This is a genomic window from Mycobacterium sp. E2497 (assembly GCF_001668695.1).
Classification (GTDB): Bacteria; Actinomycetota; Actinomycetes; order Mycobacteriales; family Mycobacteriaceae; genus Mycobacterium.
Window position 1 is genome coordinate 1 of record NZ_LZKD01000282.1, and the last position, 9,413, is coordinate 9,413.

The window sequence follows — 9,413 nt, forward strand, 5'->3', positions numbered from 1 at the left end:
CTACCGCGGTGACATGGACGGGGATGGGGTCGGCGCCGCACTGCCCGCTGCCGCGGCCGGCGATCGGCCCGGGCACCTACAACCTCGTGGTGCAGCTGGGCAACCTGCGTTCGCAGCCGGTTCCGTTCATCATGAACCAGCCGCCCCCGCCGCCGGGCCCGGTGCCCGGGCCGATCGCCGGCCGCGGCAGCGGGCAGTGCGGCGCCGACCCCATCCCCGTCCATGTCACCGCGGTAGTCACCTGCTCGCCCGGGGTGAAGGTCTTGATCAGCGTCTCGTTGGACGGCGCGCAGTCCAGGTTGGACCACAGCCGCTTGTTGTCCAGCGAGTACACGTAGGCCGCCAGCACCGCGGCACCCACGTCGCGCTTGCAGGACACCAGGCCGATGTTGGTGACGACCATGGTGAACTTCGGCTGATCACCGATGAAGTATTGAGGCGCGTTGGTCAGGCCCTTGACGGCCAGCGTCGAATCGGGGCAGTCGTCGCCCTCTTTCAGCACCGGCGGCGGCTGCACCGCCGCGGTGGGGGTGGGCATCTCCGGGTTCTGCCCCTGCTGCGGCACAGCCGGGTTGGGCTGCTCCCCGGGGGCCGCCGGCGGAGGCGCCTGCGGGGCGGGCGAACCGGGCTTGCTCTGAGCGGAATTGGGCTTGTCGACACTGGCGGGCTTGGCGCCCGAGTTGTGTCCCATGAAGGCGATGACCGCGGCGACCACGATCCCGACGACGACGACCGCGACGCCCACGGCCAGGCCACGGCGCCGCCAATAGATCTCGGTGGGTAGCGGGCCACGCGGTTCCAGATCCAGCACGTTTGCAGCGTAGGCCCAGGTCACGCCGAGTTGCCTGACCCGCCCCGGCGTGTCGCGGGGTTTGCTGGCCGACCGTCGTGTTAGTGACAGGCCCAGAAAGTCGTTTACTCCCCGCTATTCGCCGATGTCGCCGACGTGGTCGACCAGTGCCGCCCGCCCGTCGGCCAGGTGGTAGGTGGCGCCGGCGACCGCCAGGGTGCCCTCGCCAATCCGCTCGGCGATCGCCGACGAACGCGACACGAGCTGGGCGATCGTTTCCCGCACATGCCGTTCCTCGAACTCGTCGACGCGGCTCAGCCCGTCCCGGCGGCCCATCAGGATCGAGGGCGCGACCCGCTCCACCACGTCGCGCACGAAACCACCGGGTATCGACCCTTCGTTGATGGCGGCCAGGGCGGCCTTGACGGCACCGCAGCTGTCGTGGCCCAGGACGACGATGAGCGGCACGTCGAGGACCGTCACGGCGAACTCGATGGAGCCCAGCACCGCCGAGTCGATGGCCTGTCCGGCGGTGCGCACCACGAACATGTCGCCCAGACCCTGGTCGAAGATGAGCTCGGCCGCCACCCGGCTGTCTGCGCAGCCGAACACGACCGCGGTCGGCTTCTGCCCACCGGCCAGGCTGGCCCTGTGTTCGACACTCTGGCTGGGATGCTGGGGCCTCCCGGCGACGAATCGCTCGTTACCCTCTTTGAGTGCTTTCCATGCGGTTACCGGACTGGTGTTAGGCATGGCTGACATCATGCCGCATCCGCTGGTAAACGGGCGGCCAAATATTTCAGCCGACGAGTTGCTCGACTGGTACGAACGATCCCGTCGCGACCTGCCTTGGCGGGGGCCCGGCGTCAGCGCGTGGCAGATCCTAGTCAGTGAATTCATGCTGCAGCAGACGCCGGTGTCGCGGGTGCTGCCGATCTGGTCGGACTGGGTGTCGCGCTGGCCCACCCCGTCGGCGACCGCGGCGGCCAGCGCGGCCGACGTGTTGCGGGCCTGGGGCAAGCTGGGTTACCCGAGGCGGGCGAAGCGCTTGCACGAATGCGCGACCGTCATCGCGCGCGAGCACGGCGATGTCGTCCCGGCCGAGGTCGACACCCTGCTGACCCTGCCCGGCATCGGCAGCTACACCGCGCGCGCCGTCGCCTGTTTCGCCTACCGCCAACGGGTTCCGGTGGTGGACACCAACGTGCGCCGGGTCGTCGCTCGGGCCGTGCACGGGCGGGCGGATGCCGGGAACCCGTCCGCGACCCGCGACCACGCCGACGTGGACGCGCTGCTGCCGGTCGACGATGCGGCGCCGCGGTTTTCGGTGGCACTGATGGAGCTGGGCGCGACGGTGTGCACGGCGCGGGCGCCGCGGTGCGGGTTGTGCCCGCTCACCCGGTGCGCGTGGCGGGACGCCGGCTACGCCCCGGCGCAGGGGCCGGCGCGGCGGGTGCAGACCTACGCCGGAACCGACCGTCAGGTCCGCGGCAGGTTGCTGGATGTGTTGCGCGCCAACGATTCCCCGGTGACGCGGGCGGAGCTAGACGTGGCGTGGCTGACCGACACCACCCAGCGCGACCGCGCACTGGATTCGCTGCTGGCCGACGGCCTGGTGACCCGGACGGCCGACGGCCGTTTCGCATTGCTGGGCGAAGCGTAGCCGGGGGTCAACGCTCGTCAGAGATCATTGCCGGCGTAGGACTGGTTGAAGCTCTTGTTGGCCAGCGGGAAGTCGGGGACGATCGTGTCGGCCATCGCAACCGGCAGCGCCGGCCAGTTGAACCACGACGGGTCGACGATCTTCGCGCGGGTGAGCCGAGCGGCGGGGTCGGTCTCGACGCGGTGCACGATGGTCCCGCGCCAGCCCTCGACGATGCCGATGCCGCTGCGGGGCATCCGCGGCGCCGGTGCCTCGACGTCGTATTCGATTGGGCCGCAGTGTGATTCGATCAGGTGACACGCCAGTTCGGTGGACGCGGCGAATTCGTCGCGCCGCACGGTGTAGCGGGCCAGCACGTCACCCGCGGCGGCGCCGATCTCGGTGACGGGGAGCGCGACGGTGGGGTGTTCGACGCGGGCGTCCGTGCGCATGCCGCTCGCCCGCGCTACGTAGCCCAGGCAGCCGAGGGCGTGCGCGTCGTCGCGGTGCAGGGCGGCGGTCCCGGCGAACCGGTCGTACACCACGGTGTTGCCGAGCGTCAGTTCGGCGATCTCGGCGAGGTCGTCGGCGATCCGCCGCAGCGCGGCGACATCGGGCAGCGCCCGCAATGTGACGGCGCCCGGGCGGACGGCGCCGCGCAGCAGCCGATGCCCGGTCACTGTGGCGTTGAGTCGCAACAACTCTTCGCGGATGCGTTGCGCGTGCGCGTTCGCGAGCGAAAAAGCGACGTCGTTGGCCAGTGCCCCCAAGTCGGCGGCGTGGTTGTAGAGCCGTTCGAGTTCGACCAGGAGCGCCCGCAACCGGTGCACTTCGTCGGGAAGTTCCATCCCGAGCGCGTCCTCGACGGCCAGACAGTGGGCGAGCGCGTGCCCGACGGAGGTGTCGCCGCTGACGCGTTCGGCCAGATCGACCGCGCCGCCGGCGGGCCGGCCGTGAAAAAGCTTCTCCATGCCCCGGTGGACGAACCACAGCCGGGCCTTGAGCCGCAGCACGGTTTCGCCGGCGACGGAGAACCGGAAATGGCCGGGTTCGATCAGCCCGGCGTGCACGGGACCCACCGGGATTTCGTAGACCCCGGGCCCCTCGACGGTGACAAACGGAAACCGGCCCGCACCATCGAATTCAGGGGCGGGCGGCGCGTCGCCGCGCATCGGGTACCACTCTTCGGGCCAGTGGGCGTGCCGCACCAGGCGGCGCGCCTTGGGATGCCCGACGCACCGGATTCCGTACAGGTCGGCCATTTCCCGCTCGAAGCGGCTGGCGGCGAACGACAGGTAGGCCAGCGATCGAACCACCGGATCATCCTTCGGCACAACGCATTCCAGCTCGACGCGGCGATCCGGCCACCCGGCCAGGAACAGGTAGACGACACGGAAGGCGGCGCCGTCGTCGTGCGCGGCCACCAGGCCCAGCCGAAACCCCCTGCCCAGCAGGTCCTCAGCCGTATCCGCCAGCCGGTCCTGGGACAGCCGGTGACGCTGCCATTGCGGCCTCATCGCGGTCCCCCGACCTCGCGGGCCGCGATCGTGAACAGGTCGGTGAGCGGGCCGGCGGTGGCACCGAGGGCGATCGATGCGGCGATGCCGACGGCCAGGGCGGCCGCCACCGTTCGCGGGACCGCGATCCGTGGCGCGGCGCCCGGGCCGCCCAGCAGGATCCGGCCCGCGTTGCGGGCCAGCGCGGCGAAGGCGATCGCGACCAGCAGCATGCCGGCGGCGAGGGCCCAGGTGAGCCGGGCGTCGGCGAGGGAACGGGCGATGGCCAGCTCGCTGGCGAACATCGCGAACGGCGGCAGGCCGAGCAGGACCACCACACCGACGGCCAGTGACACACCGATGAGGCGGGAACGCCTCAGCACCGCGGTGATGTCGGCGATCTTCGTCGAGTCGTGGGCGGCCTGCAGCTGGCCGCTCGCCAGGAAGAGCACCGTCTTGCCTATCCCGTGAGCCAGGACGTGCAGCAGCAGCGCGGCGATGGCCAGCGAGGTGCCGGCCGCCGCGGCGATTGCGATCAGTCCCATGTTCTCCATGGACGAATAGGCCAGCATGCGTTTGATGTCCGGTGTCACCGTCAGCATCAGCGCGGCGATTACCAGCGTCGCCAGCCCGATCACCAGCAGGCCCGACCGCATGAACGTGGGCCCGGTGGCGCCCGCGATGACCGGCTTGAGGCGAATCAACACCGAGAAGGCCACCGACAACAGCACCCCACTCATGAGCGCCGAAACCGGCGCCGGCGCCTGGCTGTGGGCGTCGGCCAACCAGGTGTGGAACGGGAACAACCCGGCCTTGGCACCGTAGCCGATGAGCAGCAATCCGCCCGCCAGCCGGGCGATGTCGCGATCGAGCCCGCCGGCGTGCGCCGCCAGCACGTCGAGGTTCAGGGCGGCGGCGGCCGGCGCGCCGGCATGCTCGGCGGCGTAATAGAGCAGCACCGTGCCCAGGAAGGCGACGGCGATGCCGACCGAGCAGATCACGACGTACTTCCAGGTCGCTTCGAGCGCGCTTCGGGTGCGGCGGTGTCCGACCAGGAAGGCGGTGATCACCGTGGTGGCCTCGATCGCGATCCAGATCACGCCGATGTTGTTGGCGCACACGGCGACAACCATCGCGGCCAAAAAGCCCGCCGTCAGGGCCCCGTACACCCGGGCCCCGCGCGAATCGGTGTGGCCGTGCGCGAGCTCGGCGTCGAGGTAGCCGATGCTGGCCCAGGTGGCCAGTGTGGCCACGATTCCGATGATGATCAGCATCGTGGCGGTGAGCGCGTCGACCCGCAACAGCCCGCCCAACGCCAACCGCGTGCCGGATCCGACATCGAACGCGAGCGCCGCGCCGCACGCCAGCACCGTCACCGCCGATCCGACGATCAGCGTCGCGGTCGCCCGGCGCCACCCGGCGACCAGAACGGCCACCGAGGCACCGACGGGGGTGAGGATCGCGGCGAGCAGTAAACCGGTCATCAGTCGTGCAGCTCCTGCAGCGCGTCCAGGTCGGCACCGCCGAAGGCGTGCGACAGCCGGCCCGTCAGCACGCCGATCACGATGACGGCGAACAACACGTCCAGCGAGGCGCCGAGTTCGACGATCAGCGGAACTCCGGCGGTGAGCAGGAACGCGGTGGCGGCGATCCCGTTGTCCAGCATGAGGAATCCCGCCGCCTGCGACACCGCGTGCCGCCGGGTGACCATCACGAGCAGGGCGATGAGCACCACCGCGGTGGCGGCCGGCACCGCGGTGGTCGTGGCGGCGGGCTGCAGGTTCACCAGGGGTCCGGTGGCGGCGAACGCGGCCAGCGTCAGCGCGGCGGTGATGAGCAGCGACGTGGCGGTGTTCACCAGTGGGGTGGCTTCCCGGCGCGACCGCGATTCGGCGCTGCCGGCGCGGGCCAGCAGCCGTGGCAGCACCGCAACTCGCAGGATGAGCACGGCCACGCCGACGCCGACGAGCGCGCGGTCGTGGTCGTACACCCCGCGCAGCACCGGGATGGCCGACAGGGCGGCGCCCTGCCACGCCAGCAGCCGGATGATGGCGACCAGGTCGCGGCGCCACACGATCAGCACCGCGGCCAGCAGCAGGCCGCCCGCGGCGAGGTCGACCAGTACCGAGAACGTGCCGTACGTCATGCCGGCACCACGAAGAAGTTGGCGGCGACGACCGCGAGTAACGCCAACAGGAACGACCCGGCCAGCAACTCGGGGACCCGGAACAGCCGCAGCTTGGCGACGAACACCTCGACGGTGGCCAGCAGTCCCGCCAGCACCGCGACCTTGACCGTCACCGCCGCGAGGCCGACGACGATGTCCACGGCGCCGGGCCGGCCGCCGGCAATGCCCCACGGCGCGAACAGGTTTGCCAGCAGCGCCAGCAGCACGGTGAGTCGCATCCCGGCCGCCCACTCGACCAGGGCCAGCCGCGGACCGGCGTATTCGAGGATCATCGCCTCGTGGACCATCGTCAGCTCGAGATGGGTGGCCGGGTTGTCCACCGGCAGCCGCCCGGTCTCGGCGACGATCACGATCACCAGCGCGGTGAAGGCCAGCACCGCGGCCAGCGACACCACCTGCCCGGGATGGGCGACCGTATGCGCCACCAGCGCACCGAGATTCGCCGATCCGGCCGGCATGGACAGGGCGAAGACCGCCAGCAAGATGGTCGGTTCGACGAGTGCGGCGATGGTGATCTCGCGGCTGGCGCCCATGCCGCCGAACGAGGTGCCGGTGTCGATGCCGGCCAGGGTCAGCGCGACGGTCCCGACGAACAGCAGTCCGACCACGGCGAACAGGTCGGCGCCGGCGTCCAGTGGCGATCCGGTGGCGACCAGCGGCGCGATCGCGGCGATCAGCAGTGTGGTCCCGGCGACGATAGCGGGTGCGGCCGCGAACACCAGCGTTGTGCCGCGTGGGGTGATCCGTTGTTTGCCAAGCTGTTTGATGATGTCGCGCCACGGCTGCAGGACGCCGCCGCCGACGCGGCCCTCCCACCGGGCGCGGACCTGCCGGGTCAGCCCGACCACCAGCGGCGCGCCGGCCATCACGCCGCCGATCTGAGCCGCACCCGCGGCGTAGGACAGGGCGTTCATCGGGCGACCACCAGGACGATCAGCACACCGAGCGCGCCGTAGGCCAGGTACAGGTGCACGCTGCCCGGGTGGGCGCGGCGCACCAATCCGGCCGCGGCCGCGACCGCACGGATCACCGGCGGATATAAGCGTTCCTCGATCGCGTCGGCGATTCTGGTCCGGTAGGTGATCTTGTCGGCCAGATAACGCGACTCGGCGGTGTGGGTGACTTCGACGTCGGTGTCGGGGCGCAGCACGTCGTCGAAGATTCTTTGCAGCGGCTCGGCGAACGACGTGGCGGTGTACTGCATTCGCGACGTGAGATCGTTTGCGCCACAAGCCCATAGCGGCAGTGTGGCGGGCGCCGGGCGACGGCCGGACCGCCAACGGGCGAGCACGGCCGCGACCAGCGCGGCCAGCACGACGCCGGCCGCGATCACCCCGGGTGCGATCGACCCCGGCAGGCCGGGCAGCCGCACCACAGCGCCGATACCGCTGAATTGCACCGTCCGGGCCGCCGGGAGCGCCGCGATCGCCCGGCCCAGCGCGGGCCCGACGGCCGAGGGTGCCACCGCCAGCACCAGACAGGCCGCGGCCGCGATCCCCATCCCGGCCACCATAGTGCGCGGCGACTCCCGAGCCCGGGCGGCCCGCTCCGAGCGCGGCCGCGCCAAGAACCCGATCCCGAACGCCTTGACCATCGCCGCCACGCCGAGACCCGTGGTGAGCGCCACCGCGCCCACCGCCAGCGGCGTCGTCAACGCCAGGACGGCGGAATGCTCTCGCGCCGTGTGGATCAGCGACTGCAGCAGCAGCCACTCGCTGACGAATCCGGCGCCCAGCGGCAATCCGGATGCCCCCAGCGCGGCCACCCCGAACAGGATTGTCGTCGCCGGCATGCGGCGGGCCAGGCCGCCCAGCCGGTCCAGGTCGCGCAGCCCGGTCGCGGCCAACACCGATCCCGCGGCGAGGAATCCGAGGCTCTTGAACGCCGCGTGGGCGACGAGGTGCAGCATGGCGGCGGCCGCCGCGATCGTCGCCGGGCCGTTCGCGCCCGCGGCCGCGAACAGCGTGGCGCCGCCCAGCGCCAGGGTGATCAACCCGAGGTTCTCGGTCGTCGAATACGCCAGGAGCCGTTTGAGATCGGTGGCCACCGACGCCTGCACCACGCCGTAGAGGGCCGACAACCCGCCGACGACCATCATGGTCAGCCCCCACCAGCGCGGACCCGGGCCGAGCAGTTGCAGATCGACGCGGCAGATGCCGTAGACGCCGAGGTTGACCATCGCCGCGCTCATCAGCGCCGACACCGGGCTCGGCGCCTCCGGGTGGGCGCGCGGCAGCCACGCGTGCAGCGGCACCAGCCCCGCCTTCGAGCCGAAGCCCGCCAGCGTCAACAAGAACACCGCGGTGCACGCGCCCTGGGGTATCCGGTGCAAGTCGGCGAACCGGTCCGCCGCGCCGGCAGCCGACAACACCATCAGGCCGACCAGGATCGCCACGAAGCCCAACTGGGTCATCACCGCGTACACCAACGCAGCGGAACGGACCTCCGGCCGAGTGTGGTGGGCGAGCACCAACACCAGAGACGCGACCGCCATCAACTCCCACACCAGCAGGAAGGTGGTGACCGACGCCGCCGCCGGCACCAGCAGCATCGCCGCGACAAACGCCGGAAGCACCGCCAGGGTGACCGGCCCCAGCTGCTCGCGCCGGGCATACCCGATCGTGTACAGCCCGGCCACGATTGCGACGGCTCCCGTGAGCGCCATGAAGAATCCGCCCAGCGGATCGAGGCTGAGCTCGACGCCCGACAACGGAAGCAACCACCCGATGCGGACGGCGCGCACCGGACCGAACATTCCCAGCGCGCCGGCCCACACCCCGCCGGCACCCAGCAGCGCGGTCAGCGCGCCCGCACAGACGGGCGCGGGGGCGTTGCGGCGCAACACGTCTGGGACGGGCACCGCGCGGGTGGCCAACGCCGCGGTCATTTGCCGGTCACCGCCCGCAGGGCCGCGACGATCTCGCTCGGCGACGGCGGGCAGCCCGGGATCTCCATGTCCACCTGCACCAGCTCGCCGACCGCGCCCGCCACGCCATAGGCGCCGGCGAAGACCCCTCGGTTGATGGCGCAGTCCCCGCACGCGATCACCCGGCGCGGCAACGGGGTGGCCTCGATCGTGGCCCGCAACGGGCCGGCCATGTTGTGCGTCACGACGCCGGTCACCAGCAGCGCATCCGCGTGCCGCGGCGACGCCACCAGGCGGGCACCGAACCGCTCGGCGTCATAGACCGGCCCGAACGCGCCCGAGATCTCCACCTCGCACCCGTTGCGGGCCACGATCGAGGACCCCGTTGCCGCGCCGGGTGATCGCGTGCGGGGACTGCGCCATCAACCGAG

7 protein-coding genes and 2 pseudogenes are annotated in these 9,413 nt (G+C 71.4%); 1 reads left to right on the forward strand and 8 read right to left on the reverse strand.

All coding sequences use genetic code 11. From position 1 onward, the window contains the following. Positions 1–160 precede the first annotated feature (160 nt). Positions 161–811, reverse strand: a pseudogene (locus A5713_RS25980) (hypothetical protein); the annotation flags it as partial. A 114-nt stretch (positions 812–925) separates the two neighbouring features. Next, complete coding sequence (locus A5713_RS25985; protein WP_067923066.1) at positions 926–1,543, reverse strand: carbonic anhydrase; 618 nt, start codon at positions 1,541–1,543, stop codon at positions 926–928. On the opposite strand from A5713_RS25985, the gene A5713_RS25990 reads away from it, so the two are divergent. After that, the gene (locus A5713_RS25990; RefSeq protein ID WP_068099123.1) at positions 1,542–2,453 is read left to right on the forward strand and encodes an A/G-specific adenine glycosylase; all 912 of its coding nucleotides are present in this window, start codon (positions 1,542–1,544) and stop codon (positions 2,451–2,453) included. The two genes, A5713_RS25985 and A5713_RS25990, sit on opposite strands and share 2 nt — an antisense overlap. A gap of 17 nt (positions 2,454–2,470) precedes the next feature. Here A5713_RS25990 and A5713_RS25995 read toward each other — a convergent pair whose 3' ends face one another. From A5713_RS25995 to A5713_RS26020, 6 genes and pseudogenes are all read right to left on the reverse strand, one after another. Next, on the reverse strand, positions 2,471–3,949 hold the full coding sequence (locus A5713_RS25995; RefSeq protein WP_068099124.1) for an NADH-quinone oxidoreductase subunit C: 1,479 nt from the start codon (positions 3,947–3,949) through the stop codon (positions 2,471–2,473). Continuing rightward, positions 3,946–5,412: a proton-conducting transporter membrane subunit gene (locus A5713_RS26000; RefSeq protein ID WP_068099125.1), complete on the reverse strand. Its 1,467-nt coding sequence runs from the start codon at positions 5,410–5,412 to the stop codon at positions 3,946–3,948. The genes A5713_RS25995 and A5713_RS26000 overlap by 4 nt, the downstream gene beginning before the upstream one ends. Next, the gene (locus tag A5713_RS26005) at positions 5,412–6,074 is read right to left on the reverse strand and encodes a hypothetical protein (RefSeq protein WP_068099126.1); all 663 of its coding nucleotides are present in this window, start codon (positions 6,072–6,074) and stop codon (positions 5,412–5,414) included. Before A5713_RS26005 ends, A5713_RS26000 begins: the two co-directional genes overlap by 1 nt. Further along, positions 6,071–7,021, reverse strand: coding sequence for a respiratory chain complex I subunit 1 family protein (locus A5713_RS26010; RefSeq protein ID WP_068099128.1), 951 nt, complete (start codon positions 7,019–7,021; stop codon positions 6,071–6,073). The genes A5713_RS26005 and A5713_RS26010 overlap by 4 nt, the downstream gene beginning before the upstream one ends. Positions 7,022–7,026: 5 nt before the next feature. Then, a complete protein-coding gene (locus A5713_RS26015; RefSeq protein ID WP_082973164.1) occupies positions 7,027–9,003 on the reverse strand; it encodes a proton-conducting transporter membrane subunit in 1,977 nt (658 codons plus the stop codon). Further along, positions 9,000–9,344: pseudogene (locus A5713_RS26020) on the reverse strand (NADH-quinone oxidoreductase subunit B family protein); the annotation flags it as partial. The gene A5713_RS26015 and the pseudogene A5713_RS26020, both read right to left, overlap by 4 nt. Between the last annotated feature and the right edge of the window lie 69 nt (positions 9,345–9,413).

Bases quoted from the DNA above. Each gene is read 5' to 3' on its own strand.
- A5713_RS25990 (WP_068099123.1), top strand. From the start codon at position 1,542: ATGGCTGACATCATGCCGCATCCGCTGGTAAACGGGCGGCCAAATATT.
- A5713_RS25985 (WP_067923066.1), bottom strand. From the start codon at position 1,543: ATGCCTAACACCAGTCCGGTAACCGCATGGAAAGCACTCAAAGAGGGT.
- A5713_RS25995 (WP_068099124.1), bottom strand. From the start codon at position 3,949: ATGAGGCCGCAATGGCAGCGTCACCGGCTGTCCCAGGACCGGCTGGCG.
- A5713_RS26000 (WP_068099125.1), bottom strand. From the start codon at position 5,412: ATGACCGGTTTACTGCTCGCCGCGATCCTCACCCCCGTCGGTGCCTCG.
- A5713_RS26005 (WP_068099126.1), bottom strand. From the start codon at position 6,074: ATGACGTACGGCACGTTCTCGGTACTGGTCGACCTCGCCGCGGGCGGC.
- A5713_RS26015 (WP_082973164.1), bottom strand. From the start codon at position 9,003: ATGACCGCGGCGTTGGCCACCCGCGCGGTGCCCGTCCCAGACGTGTTG.